This is a genomic window from Rhodococcus sp. DMU2021, assembly GCF_019641445.1.
GTDB lineage: Bacteria > Actinomycetota > Actinomycetes > Mycobacteriales > Mycobacteriaceae > Rhodococcus > Rhodococcus pyridinivorans.
This window is the reverse complement of sequence record NZ_JAIFKB010000005.1, coordinates 60,688-81,581: the sequence shown is the minus strand read 5'-3', so window position 1 is coordinate 81,581 and position 20,894 is coordinate 60,688. Positions and strand designations below refer to the sequence as shown.

Sequence of the window (20,894 nt, the reverse complement as noted above, 5' to 3'; positions counted from 1 at the left end):
CAAGCTGCCGCCGATGGGGGTTGCGCGACGGTGAGAGAGAGGTTGGGGATTGGACTCGCTGGGTAGCGGCGGATCGGAAGCGGCGAACGCGCAGGGCATCGTGCCGCCCGGGGCCTTTCCGCTCTCGCCGGCACAGCTGGGCATGTGGTTCGCTCAGCACGTCGATCCGACGGTGCCCGCCAACATCGCTCAGTACGTCGAACTCGAGGGCGACCTCGACCGCGACCTGCTGCGTGCCGCGAGTGTCCGCGCCGCCCACGAGATGGGATCGGGTTTCCTCCGGTTCATCGAGGTCGACGCCCAGCCCTACCAGCTCGTCGACCCCTCTCTCGAAGAGTCCGTCGGGTACGAGGATCTTCGGGGCGAGCCCGATCCCCGCCAGGCCGCGCTCGACTGGATGCGCGACGACCGCAGCCGTCCCGTCGACGTCCTCCGCGACCGGCTGATCTCCGCGACGGTCCTGCGCATCGGTGACCGTCGTTACTTCTGGTACAACCGCGTCCACCATCTCGCGCTCGACGGTTTCGCCGCCGCGACCTTCATGACCCGCATCGCCGAGCTCTACACGGCGTCGGTCGACGGCGTCGAACCGTCCCCGAGCCTCGCGTCCGATCTGCGCAAGGTCCACGACGTCGAGATGGAGTACCGCGGATCGAAGCGGTTCGCCGACGACCGCGAGTACTGGGCGCAGCAGATCGAGGGCATCGAGGAACCCACGAGCCTCGCCGGCCGCACCGCGGCGCCCGCGCCGGTCAGCCGCATCGACAGCGCGGCGTTGTCGGACGAGACCGAACGTCGCGTCGAGCAGCTGTCGGAGCGGGAGAACACGAGTCTGGCGACCGCCGTCATCGCGGCGTTCGCGGCCTACGTCGCCCAGATGACCGGGCAGACCGACGTTGTCCTGAGCCTGCCCGTCGCGGCTCGCACGACCGCCCTGTTGCGCCGCTCCGGCAGCATGGTCTCGAACGTCGTCCCGCTCCGGCTGAGCGTGACCGACGAGACCACTGTGCACGACCTGATCGCGGCGTCCGGTGCTGCCGTCTCGGGCGCGCTGCGTCACCAGCGCTACCGGCACGAGGACATCGTCCGCGACCGCGCCGCGACCTCGGCGGGTGGAGCGCAGTCCACCTTCTTCGGACCGTGGGTCAACATCATGCTGTTCGACAACGAGGTCCGACTCGGCGACATGGTGGGACGGATCAACATCCTGTCCACCGGTCTGATCGAGGATCTCGGCGTCAACGTCTACACCAGCGGCGACAACACCCACATCGACTTCGAGTCGAACCCGAATCTCTACGGACCCGACCGGGCCGCCTCCGACCACGCGCGGTTCGTCGAGTTCTTCGACCGCTTCGTCGGTTCGGCCTCCGACCGGCCCGTCTGGGACATCCCGCTCGCCGGCGGCACCGAACTCGACCGGGTCGTCCGCGACTGGAACCGCACCGACCATCCCGTGCAGCGCCGCGACCTGCTCGCGGAGTTCCACGACCGGGTCGCGACCTCTCCCGAGGCGACCGCGCTGGTCTTCGAAGGCGAATCGCTGACCTACGCCGAATTCGCCGCGCGGGTGAACAGCCTTGCCCGGGCACTGGTCGATCTCGGTGTCGGCCCCGAGTCCCTCGTCGGACTGTCCATCCGACGCTCGCTCGAGCTCGTCGTCGGCATGTACGCGATCGTCGAGGCGGGTGGTGCCTGGGTGCCGATCGACCCCGACCACCCCGCCGATCGCACCGCCTACATCCTCGAGACCGCCCACCCCGCGGCGGTGCTCACCACGGCACGCGACGACGTGACGCTGCCCGAGGGCATCCCCACGATCGACGTCGACACCTTCGACCACTCGCGGTTCGGCACGACACCGCTCACCGACGCCGAACGACGCGGACCGATCCTGCCGGACACGACCGCCTACGTCATCTTCACCTCCGGTTCGACGGGCCGGCCGAAGGGCGTGGCCGTGAGCCACGTGGCGATCGACAACCAGATCCAGTGGATGAACGACCAGTACGGTCTGACCTCCACCGACGTGTACCTGCAGAAGACCGCGACGACCTTCGATGTGTCGCTGTGGGGCTTCTTCATGCCCCTGCGCGTCGGCGCGACCCTCGTGATCGCGACGCCCGACGGGCACCGCGACCCGGTCTACGTCGCGAACAAGATCGCCGAGCACGGCATCACGATCACCGACTTCGTGCCGTCGATGCTCACCGTCTTCGTCGCGAATGCGCCTGCCGGGACGTGTGATTCGCTGCGGCACGTCTTCGTCATCGGTGAGGCCCTGCCGTCCGAGACCGCCGCGGACTTCGCGCGCATGTGCCCGGCCGGGCTCCACAACCTGTACGGACCCACCGAAGCCGCGGTCTCCATCACCTACCACCGGGCCGCTCCCGGCGACGTGCACAGCGTCCCGATCGGCGTCCCGCAGTGGAACAGCCGCGCATACGTCCTCGACCGGCGGCTGCGGCCGGTGCCGGTGGGCCGACCCGGCGAGCTCTACCTCGCCGGCGTCCAGCTCGCGCGCGGATATCTCGACCGTCCCGACCTGACCTCCGACCGTTTCCTCGCCGACCCCTTCGGGGCGCCCGGCGAGCGGATGTACCGCACCGGCGACCTGGTGCGGTGGGAGACCGCCGCCGACGGCACGGGTCTGCTCGAATACATCGGCCGCACCGACTTCCAGGTCAAGTTCCGCGGCCAGCGCATCGAACTCGGTGAGATCGAAGCGGTGCTCCTCGCGCACTCCGCCGTCTCGCAGGCCGTCGTGCTCGTGGTGGAGACCCCCACCGGGGACCAGCTCGTGGGGTACGTCGTCGCGGCTCCCGGTCGCACCATCGACCCTTCCGATCTCGCCGATCATGCCGGCCGGTCGCTGCCGTCGTACATGGTTCCGGCGTCGCTCATGGTGCTCGACGCGCTGCCGCTCAACACGAGCGGCAAGCTCGACCGGAAGGCGTTGCCGGAGCCGGTCTTCAGCAGCACCCGCATCTTCCGTGAGCCGCGCACCCCCGCCGAGCGTGCCGTCGCCGAAGCGTTCGGCGAGGTCCTCGGTGTCGAACGTGTCGGTCTCGACGACGACTTCTTCGAACTCGGCGGCAACTCCCTCGTCGCCACCCAGGTGGTCTCCCGCATCGGAGCCGCGCTCGACACCCAGGTGCCCGTGCGTGTGCTGTTCGAGGCGTCCACCGTCGTGGGTCTCGCGACCCGGCTCGCCAAGCAGATCGGTACCGGCGCGCGGTCCCCGCTCGTCGCCCGGCCGCGACCCGACGTGCTGCCGTTGTCGACTGCGCAGCAACGGATCTGGTTCCTCAACCGCTTCGACGTCAACACCGCCGCCTACAACCTTCCGTTCACGGTGCGGCTCACCGGCGCCGTCGATCCCGCAGCGGTGTCCGACGCCTTCGCCGACGTGGTGGCGCGGCACGAGAGCCTGCGGACCGTCTACCCCGAGGTGGACGGCGAGCCGCAGCAGACGATCCTTCCGGTCGAGCAGGTCGTCGTCCCGCTCGAGCCGATCGACGTCGACGAGCAGGACCTGCACGCGGCCGTCGTCGACCTCGCGAGCCGCGGTTTCGACGTCGTCCGCGACGTCCCCTTCCGGGTCGCGCTGTACCGGCTCGCCCCCGACGACTACGTCCTGGCGATGGTGCTGCACCACATCGCCGCCGACGGCTCCTCGTTCGGCCCGTTCGCCCGCGACGTGGTCACGGCCTACAGCGCCCGCGCCGAGGGGAACAAGCCGAGCTGGACGCCGCTTCCGGTCCAGTACGCCGACTACGCCGTTTGGCAGCGAGAGGCCCTCGGCGACGAGGCCGACCCGAATTCCGTTGCGGCGCAGCAGCTCGACTACTGGGTGAACGAGCTCGACGGTCTGCCCGACCAGCTCGACCTGCCCACCGACCGGACCCGGCCCGCCGTCTCCTCCTACAACGGCGACAAGCACCGCTTCGCGATCGACGCCGAGACCCACCGCGGTCTCGTCGACCTCGCCCGCAGGCAGCACGCGTCGCTGTTCATGGTCGTCCACGCTGCCTACGCGGCGCTGCTGTCCCGCCTCAGCGGTTCCGACGACATCGCCATCGGTACCGCCGTGGCAGGTCGTGGGGAGAAGGATCTCGACGACCTGATCGGCATGTTCGTCAACACCCTCGTCCTGCGCACCAGGGTCGATCCCGGCGTGTCGTTCGAGGACTACCTCGCCGGCGTCCGGGAGACCGACCTGACGGCGTTCTCGAACGCCGACGTCCCCTTCGAGCGTCTCGTCGAGGTGCTCAACCCGCCACGCTCGACCGCCCGGCACCCGCTGTTCCAGGCCGCGCTGTCCCTCGAACCGGGCACCGCGCGCGACGTCTCGTTCGCGGGAGTCCACGCCGTCGGCGCCGAACTGGACGTGCCGATCTCGAAGTTCGACATCCAGCTGTGGGTGACCGAGAAGACCGGTGACGACGGCGAACCCGCCGGCCTCGACGCCCTGTTCGAGTACGCCACCGACCTGTTCGACGCCGCGACGGTCGCCGTCTTCGCCGAACGCTTCGCGCGGATTCTCGCCGGGATCGTCGCCGATGCGTCGACCTGCGTGGGCGACCTGGCGATCCTCTCGCCCGGGGAGGCCGAACGCCTGCTCACGGCGACGGGACCCGAGCCCGCCGAGGCCCGCACCCTGGTGGAGCTGCTGACCATCGGCGCCGTCGACCATCCCGACCGCGTCGCCGTCCGCGACCGCGACACCGTCCTGACCTACCGCGAACTCGACACCTGGTCGAACCGCATCGCCCGGCGGCTCGTCGAGCTCGGTGCCCGGCCCGACGGCATCGTCGCGCTGGCCTTCCCGCGGTCGTGGGAGATGGTGCTCGCCGTGTGGTCGGTCGCCAAGACCGGCGCCGCCTACACGCCCGTCGACCCGGAGTACCCGGCCGAACGCGTCACCCACATGCTCGACGACTCGTCGGCCGTCTTCGGCCTGACGACGGGGGAGTACGCCACCGGTCTGTCCTCGGCCACCGAGTGGATCCGCCTCGACGACCCCGAATTCGTCGACGCGTGCGCGTCCTACCCGGACGGCCCGCTCACCGACGCCGACCGCGCTGCGCCGCTGCGCCTCGACCACACCGCTTACGTCATCTACACCTCCGGTTCGACGGGCAAGCCCAAGGGCGTCGCCGTCACCCACCGCGGCCTCGCCGGTCTCGTCCGCGAGACCGTCGAACTGTACGGCGTGACAGAGGAATCGAAGCTCCTGCACATCTGCTCGCCGAGCTTCGACCCGACGGTCCTCGACTGGACGCTGGCCGGGTCCACCGGCGCCGAACTCGTCGTGACACCGCCGTCCGTCTACGGCGGCGCCGAACTGCGCGCGCTCATCGAACGCACCGGCGTCACCCACACCGTCATCACCCCGGCGGTGCTCGGTTCCGTCGACCCGAGCGGACTCGACGCCCTGCGCGTCGTGAACGTCGGTGGCGACGTGTCCACGGCCGACCTCGTCTCCCGCTGGGCGCCCGGCCGCAGCTTCTACAACGCCTACGGGCCGACCGAGACCACGATCGTCTCGACGCGCGCTCTGCTCGAACCGTCCGGGCCGATCACCATCGGACGGCCCGTGGCGGGCGTGCACGCCCTGGTCCTCGACAGCCGGCTCCGCCCGGTCCCCGCCGGTGTCGCGGGTGAGCTCTATCTCGCGGGCGACGTGCTCGCCCGCGGTTACCATCGACGTCCGGCGCTCACCGCCGACCGGTTCGTGGCGAACCCGTTCGGCGCGAACGGAACCCGGATGTACCGCACCGGCGACATCGTGCGCTGGGACGAGCAGGGCCGCATCGAGTTCGCCGGACGCGCCGACTTCCAGGTCAAGGTCCGCGGCTACCGCATCGAACTCGGGGAGATCGACGCCGCTCTGCTGACCCACCCCTCGGTCGCCTTCGCGACCACCGTCGGACACGAGATGCCCTCGGGCCAGACCGCGCTCGTCGCGTACGTGCACGGGGACGAGCAGATCGATCCTGCCGAACTCGCCGATCACGTCGGCCGCTCGCTGCCGTCGTACATGGTGCCCTCGCAGATCATCGTGCTCGACGAGGTGCCGCTCAACCCGGTCGGCAAGCTCGACCGCCGTGCCCTGCCCGAGCCCGATCTCGGCATCAGCTACCGCGAGTTCCGTGCCCCGACCACTCCCATCGAGGAGACGGTCGCGAACGTCTTCGCCGAGGTGCTCGGCGTCCAGGGCGTGGGTCTCGACGACGACTTCTTCGAACTCGGCGGCAACTCGCTGCTCGCCACGCAGGTCGTCTCCCGGCTCGGTGTCGCCCTCGACGCGCAGGTGCCGGTTCGGGCGTTGTTCGAATCCAGTTCGGTGGCGGCCCTGGCGGTGCGCGTCGAGCAGGAGGCAGGTCGCGGAGCGCGCATCGCCCTGACGAAGATGCCGCGGCCCGAACGTGTTCCGCTGTCGCTCGCGCAGCAGCGCATGTGGTTCCTCAACCGCTTCGATCCGCGGTCGTCCACCTACAACCTCCCGATGGCGCTGCGCCTGACCGGCGAATTGGACGTCGCCGCACTGCAGGTGTCGATCATGGACGTCATCGATCGGCACGAGTCGTTGCGCACCGTCTTCCCCGATTCGCCGAACGGACCGCACCAGGTCGTCCGTGCCGCGGCGGAGGTCGTGCCGGATCTGACCCCGACCCGGATCACCCCTGACGAGCTGCCCGCGTCCGTGCGGCGCCTGGTCTTCACCGGACTGGACGTGACGTCGGACGTGCCGATCCGCGCCGAACTGTTCGAACTCGGCGACCAGGAACACGTGCTCGCGCTCGTCGTGCACCACATCTCGGCCGACGGCTGGTCCACCGGTCCGATGGCGCGCGACATCATGGTCGCCTACACTGCCCGCACCGAATGGGAGGAGCCCTCGTGGGCACCCCTGCCGGTGCAGTACGCCGACTACACGCTGTGGCAGCGGCAGGTACTCGGATCCGAGGACGATCCGCAGTCGCTGATCTCCCGGCAGCTCGACTACTGGCGTCGCACCCTCGCCGGTGCGCCCGACCAGCTCGATCTGCCCGCCGACCGTCCGCGCCCGGCCGTGCAGTCGTACTCCGGTGCGACCGTGGACTTCCCGATCGATCCGGAACTGCACCGCGAGCTCGTGGCGCTGGCACGTACCCGCAATGCATCGCTGTTCATGGTGGTACACGCGGCCCTGAGCGTGTTGCTCGCGAGGATGTCCGGTCAGGACGACATCGCGATCGGCACCCCGGTCGCGGGTCGCGGCGAGCAGGCGCTCGACGATCTGATCGGCATGTTCGTCAACACCCTCGTGCTGCGCACGGATGTCGATTCGGGCAGGCCGTTCACCGCGCACCTCGCACGGGCACGCGACGCGGCGCTCGGCGCCTTCGGCCACGCCGACGTGCCGTTCGAGCGGCTCGTCGAGGTGCTCAACCCGACCCGCTCCACCGCCCGGCACCCGCTGTTCCAGGTGATGCTCTCGTTCGAGAACCTGCGCGCCGCGCACGTCGAACTGCGTGGCCTGACCCTCGACGTGCTCGACATCGACACGGCGGTCGCCAGGTTCGACCTGCAGCTCACCCTCACCGAGGACTTCGCGGAGGACGGCACGCCGAACGGTCTCGGAGCGGCGTTCACCTATGCGACCGACCTGTTCGATCACGCGACGGTGCGCGGATTCGCCGATCGCTTCGTCCGAATCCTCGAGGCCGTGGTGCTCGAGCCCGAGGTCGTCGTCGGCGACATCGACCTGCTCGGCGCCGACGAGCGTCTCGCGGTCCTCGAATCGTGGAACGACACCGCGCACGAGCTGGAACCGGCCACTCTCGTCGACCTGTTCGACGCCCGGGTCGCGACGGATCCCGACGCCGTGGCCGTGGCCTTCGAGGGCGAGCAACTGACCTATGCGGACTTCGACGCGCGAGTGAACCGCCTTGCCCGCCATCTGATCTCGCAGGGTGTCGGACCGGAGTCGACCGTCGGACTCGCGGTGCGGCGATCCCTCGACCTCCTCGTCGGCATGTACGCGATCGTCAAGGCCGGCGGCGCCTACCTGCCGCTCGACCCCGATCAGCCCGCCGACCGCAACGCGTACATCCTCGACACGGCGGCGCCGGTCGCGGTGCTGACCACCACCCGCGACGCCTTCGGGTCGACCGCGGCCGCGCACACGATCGAGATCGACACGCTCGATGTGTCCGACCTGCCGTCCGGCCCGATCACCGACGCCGATCGCATCGCCACGCTCACGCCGGCGAACACCGCCTACGTCATCTTCACGTCCGGTTCGACGGGACGGCCCAAGGGTGTCGCGGTGCCGCACGGCGCAATCGTCAACCGCCTGCTGTGGATGCAGGACGAGTACGGCCTCACCCGCGACGACGCGGTGCTGCAGAAGACGCCGTTCACCTTCGACGTGTCGGTGTGGGAGTTCTTCTGGCCCCTGCAGATCGGTGCGCGACTCGAGATCGCACTTCCCGACGGTCATCGGGACCCGGCCTATCTCGCCCGGGTCATGGCCGACCGCGGCGTCACGGTCGCGCACTTCGTGCCGTCCATGCTCGCGGTCTTCGTCGCCGAGAACGCCGCGGCCTCGGCCTCATCGTTGCGGATGGTCTTCGCCTCGGGCGAGGCACTGCCCGCCTCGGTCGCCGCACGCCTGCGGTCGATCCTGCCGGGCGCTCGCCTGCACAACCTGTACGGCCCCACCGAGGCGGCCGTCGACGTGACCTACCACGAGGTCACCGCGGCCGACGCGGTGTCGGTGCCGATCGGCGTCCCGGTCTGGAACACCGGCGTCCACGTCCTCGACGGCCGACTGCATCCGGTGCCGGTCGGTGTCGCGGGTGAGCTCTACCTGTCGGGTGTCCAGCTGGCGCGCGGTTACGTGGCGCGGCCGGATCTGACGGCGGAACGCTTCGTCGCCTCGCCGTACGGGGCGGGGGAGAGGCTCTACCGCACGGGCGATCTCGTGCGGTGGGTCGCCCGGGAGACCTCCGACGCACGCACGGCGCGTGCCGAACTCGAATACATCGGCCGCACCGACTTCCAGGTCAAGTTGCGCGGTCTGCGCATCGAACTCGGCGAGATCGAGACGGCTCTGCTCGCGCTCGACGACGTCGATCAGGCCGTCGTGCTCGTGCGCTCGGACGCCCACTCCGGTGAGCACCTCGTCGCCTATCTCGTCGCCGCCGACGGCCGGTCGCTCGACACCACCTCGGTCTCGCGTCGTCTCGCCGGCTCGCTGCCGGCCTACATGGTGCCGTCGGTCTACGTCGTGCTCGACGAGTTCCCGCTCGGATCGTCGGGCAAGCTCGACCGCAAGGCCCTGCCGGCCCCGATCTTCGAGGTCAAGGAGTTCCGCGCCCCGACGACCCCGGTCGAACAGATCGTCGCGTCGGTCTTCGCCGACGTCCTCGGACTCGAACGCGTCGGTCTCGACGACGACTTCTTCGCGCTCGGCGGCAACTCGCTGATCGCGACGCAGGCCGTCTCCCGCATCGGCGAAGCCCTCGGCGGCCGGACGGCGCTGCGTGCGATCTTCGAGTCGTCCACCGTCGAAGGTCTCGCCGCGGCTGTGGAGGCTGCGTCGTCCGGCATCGACCGGATCCCGCTCGTCGCCGGTCCGCGACCCGCACGGGTGCCGCTGTCGCTCGCCCAGCAGCGCATGTGGTTCCTCAACCGCTTCGACCCCGAGTCGGCGGTGAACAACATCCCCGTCGCCGTGCATCTGTCGGGCAAGCTGGACGTCGAGGCCCTCGAAGCCGCGCTCCACGACGTGATCTCGCGTCACGAGTCGCTACGCACCGTCTACCCCGACATCGACGGCTACGGATACCAGAAGGTGCTCGCCCCGGCCGATGTCACGATCCGACTCGAACCGCTGTCGATCGACCCGGCGAATCTTCCTGCCGAACTCCGACAGCTCGCCGCGACCCCGTTCGACCTTGCTCGCGACGTCCCTCTGATCGTCCGGCTCTTCGAGTCGGCTCCGGACGAGCACGTGCTCGTAGCCGTGCTGCACCACATCGCGGCGGACGGGTTCTCGATGGGACCGCTCACGCGCGACATCATGATCGCCTACGCCGCTCGGTCCACCGGGGAGGCGCCCGGCTGGGAACCGCTCGACATCCAGTACGCCGACTACACCCTCTGGCAGCGCGATGTCCTCGGCTCCGAGGAAGACCCGGATTCCCTGGTAGCGCAGCAGATCGACTACTGGATGGAAGCGCTGAAGGATCTGCCGGACAGCCTGGACCTCCCGGTCGACCGTCCTCGGCCCGCCGTCGCCTCCTACCGTGGAGCGACGTCGCGATTCACCGTCGGCGCAGAGCTGCGGGCCGCGATCGGACGCCTCGCGAAGGAACATCGGACGACGGACTTCATGGTCGTGCACGCGGTGCTCGCAGCGCTCCTCGCACGCATGAGCGCGTCGGACGACATCGCGATCGGCACCCCGATCGCCGGCCGCGGTGAGCGTGTCCTCGACGAGCTCGTCGGCATGTTCGTCAACACGCTCGTGCTGCGTACACAGGTCGACGTCTCGGCTCCGTTCGAGGAACTTCTCGGCCACGTACGCGACGTGGACCTGGGGGCGTTCGCACACGCGGATGTTCCGTTCGAGAGGCTCGTCGACGTCCTGGCCCCCGTGCGCACCCAGGCGCACAATCCGCTGTTCCAGGTGATGCTCGCCTTCCAGAACATCGGCCCGGTCTCGTTCGAGCTGCCGGAACTGTCGGTTTCGAATCTGGCGTTCGACAGCGACCTGTCGAAGTTCGATCTCGCCGTCACCGTCCTCGACGAGGACGGCGCCGGGACGGACGGTGGTTACGTCGTCGAATGGTCCTATGCCACCGACCTGTTCGATGCGGACACCGTTTCCGATTTCGGTGCGCGATTCGTCCGGATGCTCGAAGAGGTCGTCGCCGATGCGTCGACTGCAGTCGGTGATCTCGAAATCCTCTCGGACGGAGAGGCGCAGCACTTGCTCTCCGTCCGTGGACGGGCGGTCGCGCGGACGGCGACGCTCGTGGAACTGCTCACCTCCGCGGTATCCGACCATCCCGATCGCATTGCCGTCCGGGCGGGCGACACCGTCCTGACCTACCGGGACCTCGACGAACGGTCAAACCGGATCGCACGGTATCTGATCGGACGCGGTGCCGGTCCCGACGGGCTCGTTGCACTCGCCTTCCCTCGTTCGTGGGAAATGGTGCTGGGGGTGTGGTCGGTCGCGAAGACGGGTGCGGCCTATGTGCCGATCGACCCGGAATACCCGATCGAACGCGTCGCCCACATGCTCGACGACTCGGGAGCCCTGCTCGGGCTGACCGCGACGGCGCACGCGGCGAAGCTGCCCTCCCGGACCGAATGGGTTCGGCTCGACGACGATGCGTTCGTCGCCGACTACTCCGCCCGGTCGGCGGCCCCGATCACGGATGCCGACCGCACGGCGTCGCTGCGAGTCGACCATCTCGCGTACGTCATCTACACCTCGGGTTCGACGGGTCGCCCGAAGGGCGTCGGGGTCACCCACCGCGGCCTGGCCGGTCTGGTCCGGGAAACCGTCGAACTGTACGGGGTGACCGCCCGGTCCCGGATCCTGCACATCTGTTCGCCGAGTTTCGATCCCTCCGTGCTGGACTGGACGATGGCGGGTTCGACGGGCGCCGAACTCGTCATCACGCCGCCGTCGATCTACGGTGGTGCCGAACTGCGGGCACTCATCGCGCAGACGAAGGTCACGCACGCCGTGATCACCCCGGCGGTACTCGGTTCGGTGGATCCCGGCGACCTGGACTCGCTGCACACCCTCAACGTCGGTGGCGACGCGTCCACTCCGGACCTCGTAGCGCGCTGGGCTCCCGGCCGGCGATTCTTCAACGCCTACGGGCCGACCGAGACCACGATCGTTTCGACTCGCGAACAGCTCGAGGCCGACGGGCCGATCACGATCGGCGCACCCACCGCGGGTGTGCACGCTCTCGTTCTCGACGGCCGGATGCGACCGGTTCCCACAGGGGTACCAGGCGAGCTCTATCTGGCGGGTGACGTACTCGCCCGGGGATACCATCATCGTCCCGGTCTCACCGCAGGGCGGTTCGTCGCGGCCCTGTTCGGCGTGCCGGGCGCTCGGATGTACCGCACCGGCGACATCGTGCGCTGGGACGCCGAGCGTCGTCTGGTGTTCGTGGGCCGCTCGGACTTCCAGGTCAAGATCCGCGGATACCGGATCGAACTCGGTGAGATCGACGCCGTGCTCCTGACACACCCGCTCGTCGTGTTCGCCAGCACCGTCGGCCACGAGATGCCCTCGGGGCAAACGGCTCTCGTCGCATACGTGCAGGGCGGTGCGGGGCTCGTCCCTGCCGAACTCTCCGAGCACGTCGCACGCTCGCTGCCCTCGTACATGGTCCCCTCGCAGATCATCGTGCTCGACGAGGTGCCGTTGACGCCCGTGGGCAAACTCGACCGCAGCGCGCTACCCGAACCGGAGTTCGGCCTCCGTTACCGCGAATTCCGTGCACCCACCACCCCGGTCGAAGAATCCGTCGCGCGAGTGTTCGCCGATGTGCTGGGCGTACAGGATGTCGGGCTCGACGACGACTTCTTCGAGCTCGGAGGGAACTCGCTCCTCGCGACCCAGGTCGTCTCCCGCCTCGGTGCGATCCTGGACACGCAAGTGCCGGTACGTGCACTCTTCGATGCCGGCACCGTTGCCGCACTCGCGGTGCGCGTCGAACGGGAGGCCGGCCGAGGTGAACGCGTCCCGCTCGCCAGGACGACGCGCCCCGAACGTATTCCGTTGTCGCCGGCGCAGCAGCGCATGTGGTTTCTCAACCGGTTCGATCCCGAATCCGGCGCGAACAACATCCCGGTAGGGGTGCGTCTGACCGGGGACCTCGACGTGAAGGCACTGCGCACCGCGCTGCGCGACGTCGTCGAACGACACGAGTCGCTGCGCACCGTCTATCCCGACGTCGACGGCGCAGGACACCAGTCGATCCTGCCGCCCTACACAGTGGAGTTGCCGGTCGAGCGTGTCGACGAGAGCGCCCTGTTCGATCGGGCCGAACAGCTCACCTCGGAGGGTTTCGACGTCACGCGCGAGGTGCCGCTGCGGGTCGTGCTGTTCACTCTCGGTGCCCGCGAACATGTGCTGTTCCTCGTGGTGCACCACATCGCAGCCGACGGTTTCTCCCTGCGACCGCTCGCGCGCGACATCATGCTCGCGTACGCCAACCGCTCGCGTGGGGAAGCTCCCGCGTGGGCGCCGCTGGAAGTGCAGTACGCCGACTATGCCCTCTGGCAGCGCGAGGTCCTCGGTTCGGAAAGTGACCCGGACTCGGTTTTCTCCCGGCAGACGAAGTACTGGACCGATCGGCTGGCGGACCTGCCCGACCAGCTCGATCTGCCGTCCGATCGTGCTCGCCCGGAGGTGGCGTCCAACGCCGGCCGCACGAGCCGGTTCCGGATCGAGCCACAGCTGCACGCTTCGTTGGAAGAGCTGGCCAGGCAACGGAACACGACGCTGTTCATGGTCGTGCATGCGGCACTCGCAGTGTTGCTGGCCCGGGTGTCCGGCTCGGAGGACATCGCCATCGGCACCCCGATCGCCGGTCGCGGCGAGCGTGCACTGGACGACCTCGTGGGCATGTTCGTCAACACGCTCGTGCTCCGCGTCGACGTGCGGAACGATCGTCCCTTCCACGACCTGCTCGGGCAGGTGCGGGAGACCGATCTCGACGCCTTCGCGCACGCCGACGTCCCCTTCGAACGGCTCGTCGAGATCCTCGATCCTCAGCGGTCACAGGCCCGTCACCCGCTGTTCCAGGTGGCGCTCACGTTCCAGAACACCGGTGATGTCGAGTTCGCTCTCGACGGCGTCACCGCCCGGGCCCTCCACTACGACGCGGATACCGCCAAGTTCGACCTGCAGTTCACGTTTGCGGAGAGGAAGGGCGAGGACGATGCGGACGCGGGTATGGATTTCGCCGTCACCTACGCGACGGACCTGTTCGACGACCTGAGGGTCGCGGCGTTCGCGGAGCAGTTGCTCCGGATTCTGCGTGCGGTCGTGGAGGACCCTTCGGCCGTGGTCGGGGACATCGAGATCCTCGACGATTTCGAGCGGGAACTGGTCGTCTCGCGCTGGAACTCGCTGGGCGACGACGTCGCACCGGCCGGGGCGACGCTCGTGGACATGTTCGAGGCGCGCGTCGCCGAGTGCGGCGACGCGGTCGCGGTGCGGTTCGGCGACGAGCAGTTGTCCTACCGTGAGCTCGGTGCGCGGGTGCACCGCCTGGCACGTCATCTCATCGATGTCGGTGCCGGACCGGAGGATCTGGTCGCGGTCGCGATGCCGCGCTCGCTCGATCTGATCGTGGCGTTGCTCGCGGTGCTCGAGGCCGGTGCCGGATACTTGCCGATCGATCCGAACTCGCCGGCCGACCGGATCGAGTTCCTGGTCTCGGACGCGACGCCGGTGGCGGTGGTGACCACCTCGGATGCCGAGGTGCCGTTCCCGGACTCGGTGCCGGTCGTCGAGATCGATCGTCTGGATCTGTCGGAGGTCGACGACGCACCGATCCTCGACGCGGAGCGCCGTGCCCCGCTGACATCGACGAACCTGGCGTACGTGATCTACACGTCGGGATCGACCGGACGCCCGAAGGGTGTGCTGATCCCGCACCGCAATGTCGTGCGGCTGATGGTCAACACCGAATCGGTGTACGGCTTCGACTCGTCGGACGTATGGACGATGTTCCACAGCTACGCCTTCGACTTCTCGGTATGGGAGCTGTGGGGGCCGCTGCTCTACGGCGGAACCCTCGTGGTCGTCGACTACTTCACGTCGCGTTCGCCGGAAGCCTTCCGCGAGTTGCTGATCCGCGAACGCGTCACCGTGCTCAACCAGACGCCGTCGGCCTTCTACCAGCTGGTCGAGGCCGACCGGGTCGCGGTCGACGAGGCGCAGTTGTCGTTGCGGTACGTGATCTTCGGTGGCGAGGCGCTCGAGCCGCGTCGTCTGGCCGGGTGGTTCGAGCGTCACGGGGATGCGGGGCGAGCGCAGCGACTGGGGATCGGCACAGCTCCGCGGTTGGTGAACATGTACGGCATCACCGAGACGACCGTGCACGTGTCGTACCGGGAGATCGGTGCCGACCTGGCGCAGAGTGCGTCCGCGAGCGTGGTCGGTGTCCCGATCGCGGGTCTGCGGGTGTACGTGCTCGACCGGCGGCTCAAGCCGGTGCCGGTGGGCGTGGCCGGCGAAATGTATGTCGGCGGCGGCCAGTTGGCGCGTGGATACCTGCGCCGTCCGGAGCTGTCGGCGGCACGTTTCGTCGCCGATCCGTTCTCGTCCGACGGTGCGCTGCTGTACCGGACGGGCGATGTCGCACGCTGGGTCGTCTCGGGCGATCTCGAATATCTCGGACGCGCCGACGACCAGGTGAAGATCCGCGGTTTCCGCATCGAGCTCGGTGAGGTGGAGGCTGCGGTGCTTGCGCAGGACGAGGTCGCCCACGCGGCGGTCATCGTGCGCGAGGACACCCCGGGAGCAGCCCGGATCGTCGCCTATGTGGTTCCGCACGACGGCATGTCGATCGATACCGAAGCGCTGCGCAGCGGTGTCGCCGTGGTCCTGCCGGAGTACATGGTGCCCTCGGCGTTCGTGGTGATCGACGCGATCCCGCTGACGGTCAACGGCAAGCTCGACCGCCGGGCGCTGCCCGAGCCGGTGTTCGAAACGCGTGGTTTCCGCGCGCCGAGCACCCCGATCGAGGAGATCGTGGCGGGCGTGTTCGCCGACGTCCTCGATGTCGACCGCATCGGCGCCGACGACGATTTCTTCGCACTCGGTGGCAACTCGCTGATCGCGACGCAGGTCGTCGCCCGACTCGGTGCCGCGCTCGATGCGCAGGTGCCGGTGCGGACGTTGTTCGAGGCGTCCACCGTCGCGGAACTCGCGACACGGGTCGAGCAGGAGTCCGGTCGCGGCGCTCGGGTGCCGCTCGCGGCGCGGACACGGCCGGAGTCGATCCCGCTGTCTCCCGCACAGCATCGGATGTGGTTCCTCAACCGGTTCGATCCCGACTCGACGGCCTACAACATCCCGTTCGCGTTGCGGATGACGGGCGCACTGGACGTCGACGCGTTGCGTGCCGCCGTCACCGACCTCGTCGCACGGCACGAGTCCCTGCGCACCGTCTATCCCGAGACCGAATCCGGTCCGGTGCAGCGCATCCTGCCTGCCTCGCAGGTCCGGCCGGAGCTCGAACCGGTGGACGTCACCGCCGCCGATCTCGAGCCGCGGATGCGGGAGATCGCCGCGGCCGGCTTCGACGTCACCGTCGACGTGCCGGTACGGATGCATCTGCTCCGCGTCGCCGACGACGATCACGTCCTCGTCACCGTGGTCCACCACATCAGCGCCGACGGCTCGTCGATGGTGCCGCTGGTCCGCGATGTGATGACGGCCTACGCCGCCCGGTCCGCGAACAGTGATCCGGCGTGGGCGCCGCTCGCGGTGCAGTACGCCGACTTCGCGTTGTGGCAGCGGGAGGTCCTCGGCTCCGAGGACGATCCGGAGTCCACCGCCGCCGAGCAGCTCGGCTACTGGCGCATCGCGCTCGCCGACCTGCCCGACCAGCTCGACCTGCCGCTCGACCGTCCGCGGCCGGCGCAGCAGAGCTTCCGCGGCGACCGCGTGGAGTTCACCATCGGTGCCGATCTCCACCGTGAGCTGCGGGATCTGGCGCGCAACCGGAACGCGACCGTGTTCATGGCCGTGCACGCGGCCTTCGCGGCGCTGCTCGCGCGCCTGTCCGGTTCGACGGACATCGCGGTGGGCACCCCCATCGCGGGCCGCACCGAGCAGGCCACCGAGGACATCATCGGCATGTTCGTCAACACGCTGGTGCTCCGGCTGGAGGTGGACGGTGGTGCGTCCTTCGACGAATTGCTGTCCGCAGCACGGGAAACCGATCTGCAGGCCTTCGCGCACGCGGACGTGCCGTTCGAGCGTCTCGTGGAGGTCCTGAACCCGGCCCGCTCGACGGCCCGGCATCCGCTGTTCCAGGTCGGCTTCTCGTTCCAGAACCAGAGCCGCTCCGAACTCGCCCTGCCCGGGCTCGACATCGAACCGGTCGATCTCGAAGGTGGCACCGCCCAGTTCGACATGCACCTGATCGTCGCCGACAGCTACGGAGACGACGGCGCGCCGAAGGGCATCGACGCGATCCTCACCTACGCGACGGATCTGTTCGACCGCGAGACCGCGGAGGCCGTCGCGGCCCGTTTCGAGCAGCTGCTCGAAGCGCTCGTCGAGTCGCCGGCACTGCCCGTCGGTGATCACGCGTTGCTCCTGCCGCAGGAGCGCGACACGGTGCTCGGCGCGTGGAACGACACCGCGCACGGAACCGACCCCGGCGCGACCCTCGTCGGTCTGTTCGACGAGCAGGTCGCCGCACACCGCGACGACGTCGCGATCGTGTACGAGGGCCGGCGGTGGACCTACGGCGAGTTCGACTCGTCCGTCAACCGTCTCGCCCGGCACCTGCTCGGTCTCGGTGTGGGGCCGGAGGATCGGGTCGCGCTCGCGATCCGTCGTTCACCCGAGCTGCTCGTGGGCATGTACGCGATCGCGAAGACCGGCGCTGCCTACGTGCCGGTCGACCCGGACCAGCCCGCCGAGCGCAACACCTACATCCTCGACACGGCCGCTCCCGTCGCGATCGTGACGACGAGCGGCGACCGGGTCGAGCACGGCACGGCGCCGGTCGTCGAACTCGACGGCCTCGACCTCGCCGGGCTCTCCGACGATCCGATCACCGACGACGACCGGTCGGCTCCGCTGCGGCCGGGCAACACGGCGTACGTGATCTTCACGTCGGGTTCGACCGGCCGCCCCAAGGGCGTCGCGGTCTCCCACGCCGCGATTGTCAACCAGTTGTTGTGGAAGCGTGAGTATTTCGGTATCGGGGCCGACGACGCGGTGCTGCTCAAGACCGTCGCGACGTTCGACCTGTCGGTGTGGGAGTTCTGGTCGGCGCTCACCTCCGGCGCCCGCCTGGTGATCGCCACCGCCGACGGACACCGCGATCCCGACTATCTGCTCGCGTTGTTGCGCGACGAGCAGGTGACCACGCTGCACACCGTTCCGTCCATGCTGTCGATGCTGATGACGGTCGCGGCCGGTCCGGTGGCGCCGTCGCTGCGGCGGATCCTCGCGATCGGTGAGGCGCTGCCCGCGGCGGTGGCCCAGCAGTTCCGCGCGGACAACACCGCGACGCTGTACAACCTCTACGGACCGACCGAGGCCGCGGTCTCGGTGACCGTCCACGAGGTCGACGATGCCGACCGGACCGTCGTCCCGATCGGTGTGCCAGAGTGGAACACCGCCGTCTACGTCCTCGACGACCGGCTGCGGCCGGTGGCGCCGGGTGTCGCCGGCGAGCTGTACCTCGCGGGTGCCCAGCTCGCGCGGGGCTACCACGACCGTCCCGACCTCACCGCGGACCGGTTCGTCGCCGACCCGTACGGACGCGGACGTATGTACCGCACGGGCGACATCGGCCGGTGGAACCGTGCCGGTCGCCTCGAATACCTCGACCGGGCCGACTTCCAGGTCAAGGTTCGCGGTTACCGCATCGAACTCGGCGAGGTCGAGACCGTCCTGCGCGAGCTGCCCGACGTGAAGGATGTCGCTGTCCTGGTGCGCAACACCGCCCACCTCGGCGACCGTCTCGTCGCCTACGTCGTGCCGGCCACCGACGCGTTCGACTCCGGTGCGACACGGACGGCGCTCGCGGAGCGACTGCCGTCGTACATGGTGCCGTCGGCCTTCGTCGAACTCGAGGCGCTGCCGCTGAACACCAACGGCAAGCTCGACCGGCGGGCCCTGCCCGACCCCGAACTCGACGCGGGGCAGTTCCGCGCCCCGACCGATCCCGTCGAGGAGATCGTGGCCGCGACCGTCGCCGAACTGCTCGGCGTCGAGCGGGCCGGCCTCGACGACGATTTCTTCGAACTCGGCGGCAACTCGCTGCTCGCGACGCAGCTCGCCGCCCGGCTCGGTGCCGCACTCGACACCCGCGTGCCGGTCCGGACCGTCTTCGAGTCGTCCACGGTGGTCGCGCTCGCCGCCCGCCTCCGGCCGTCGGTGGGCGAGGGTGCCCGTCCGGCGCTCACGACCGTCCCGCGTCCCGAGCAGGTGCCGCTGTCGCTCGCACAGCAGCGCATGTGGACCCTGAACCGGGTCGATCCGGAATCGGGTGTCTACAACATCCCCGTCGCCGTGCGCCTGACCGGTGCGCTCGACGTGGACGCCCTGCGCGCCGCGGTCGCCGACCTGTTCGCACGACACGAGGTGCTGCGCACCGTCTACCCGGACAGCGGTGACGGTCCGGTGCAGGTCGTGCTGCCGGTTGCGCAGGCCGTGCCCGAGCTCACCCCGGTGGACGTGACCACCGACGAACTCGTCGACCGTCTCACCGAGATCCTCGGCAGCGGATTCGACGTGACGGCATCGGTCCCGCCGGTGCGGGTCGCGTTGTTGCGTCTCGACGCCGCCGAACACGTCCTCGCGGTCGTCGCGCACCACATCAGTGCCGACGGGTACTCGATGCGCCCGCTCGTGCGCGACGTCATGACCGCCTATCTCGCGCATGCCGCGGGGGAGACCCCGGGCTGGGCGCCGCTCGAGGTCCAGTACGCCGACTACACGCTGTGGCAGCAGAGCGTTCTCGGTTCCGAGGACGATCCCGAGAGCGAGCTGTCGCGTCAGCTCGACTACTGGGCCGACGAACTCTCCGGTGTCCCGGAGGTTCTCGCCCTGCCCACGGATCGTCCGCGCCCCGCCCGCCAGTCGACCGTCGGTGAGTCGTTCACCTTCACGATCGGTGAGGAACTCGCGCAGCGGATCGAGAAGACCGCCCGCGAGCACAACGCGACGGTCTTCATGACGATGCACGCCGCCTTCGCGGTGCTGCTCGCCCGCCTGTCGGGCAGCGAGGACATCGCGGTGGGCACGCCGACCGCCGGTCGTGGTGAGGAAGCGCTCGACGACCTCGTCGGCATGTTCGTCAACACCCTCGTGCTCCGCACCCGGGTGGCCGGCTCGGCGACCTTCGCGGAGCTGCTCGCTCAGGCCAAGGAGAAGGATCTCGCGGCGTTCGGCAACGCCGATGTGCCGTTCGAGCGGGTCGTCGAACGTCTCGGTGTGCGACGCAACAGCGCGTACACCCCGCTGTTCCAGGCGATGCTCACCTTCCAGAACATCGACACGGGCACCTTCGCCCTGCCGGGGCTCGAGGTGGCCGCGCTCGAGACGGGCGCCGACCAGGCGAAGTTCGACCTGCAGTGCACGGTGGTCGAACGGTTCTCCGAGTCGGGAGCGCTGACCGCGCTCGATGTGACCTTCACCTACGCCACGGCACTGTTCGACGCCGCGACGGTCGAGGCCTTCGGCGATCGCTTCGTCCGGATCCTCGATGCCGTCAGCGCCGACCCGCAGGTCGTCCTCCGTTCGATCGATATCCGCACGGATGCCGAGCGGGCGCGGGCGGTCCGGCCGAAGAAGGCGCGCACCGTCGCCGATCTGCCGGCACTCGTGGCGGCAGCGGCTGCCGTGGCCCCGGACACCGTCGCCTTCCGGCACGGTGAGCGCGAAGTCACACTCGGCGAGTTCGCACAGCGTCTGGACACCATGGCCACCACGACCGGCGGTGCGCTCACCGCAGAAGCACTCGTGTCGGTGGTTTTGAACGGGCTCGTACCGGGGATGCTGCCCCAACTCGGCGCCGACGGTCTCGCACAGTTGGTGCGCGATGTGATCGCCGTCGCGGTAGGCGTCGATGCCGACGCGGTGGGAGACGCGGATTAGTCCTGTG

1 protein-coding gene is annotated in these 20,894 nt (G+C 69.2%); it reads left to right on the top strand.

The features are described from left to right. Nucleotides 1–49: 49 nt before the first annotated feature. Nucleotides 50–20,887: a non-ribosomal peptide synthase/polyketide synthase gene (locus K3M35_RS10415; RefSeq protein WP_220666390.1), complete on the top strand. Its 20,838-nt coding sequence runs from the start codon at nucleotides 50–52 to the stop codon at nucleotides 20,885–20,887. The last annotated feature ends 7 nt before the right edge of the window (nucleotides 20,888–20,894 follow it).